1 tRNA gene and 1 rRNA gene are annotated in these 576 nt (G+C 39.1%); both read right to left on the bottom strand.

Annotated elements, in window-relative coordinates:
• Positions 1 to 136: ribosomal RNA gene (locus tag J8281_RS18945) — 23S ribosomal RNA — on the bottom strand; the annotation flags it as partial.
• A gap of 316 nt (positions 137 to 452) precedes the next feature.
• Positions 453 to 526: transfer RNA gene (locus J8281_RS18940), tRNA-Ala, on the bottom strand.
• Positions 527 to 576 lie beyond the last annotated feature (50 nt).

Genomic DNA, 576 nt, shown 5'->3' with positions numbered 1-576 from the left:
ACATGCCGGGTTGCCCCATTCGGATATCTGCGGATCAACAGGTATGTGCCCCTCACCACAGCTTTTCGCAGCTTATCACGTCCTTCTTCGCCTCTGAGAGCCTAGGCATTCCCCATACGCCCTTAATTAGCTTATGTGTCTTTGCTTTTAACTTGCTCTTATTTTTACGTAGTAATCAGTAATGAGTACATAGTAGTCAGTAGTGAGATACTAGAACTTAGATGCTAGACCTAAAAATCTAAATACCCTATACTTAAATACACTGTACTTACTACCTAAGTACTACTTCTTTATTTTTTTATCACACACCTTAAGTGTGTGCTCGTATTTCTTATGATCAATATGTCAATGAACGTTCTCTTTAGATTAGTTAGAGTATTGGATCTTTTAGATCTCTAGAAAAATAATCTAAATATCTAAGCAATCTAAATATCTAACAATCGTGAAGATCGTGGAGAATACCGGAGTCGAACCGGTGACCTCCTGCGTGCAAGGCAGGCGCTCTAGCCAGCTGAGCTAATTCCCCCTTCTTGAATTCAGAATGTAGAATTCAGAATTACGAATTTAGAATTCTCA

It is taken from the genome of Aquimarina sp. U1-2, assembly GCF_017897595.1.
Taxonomy (GTDB): domain Bacteria; phylum Bacteroidota; class Bacteroidia; order Flavobacteriales; family Flavobacteriaceae; genus Aquimarina.
The sequence above is the reverse complement of the archived record's forward strand: the minus strand, read 5'-3'. Positions and strand labels throughout refer to the sequence as shown.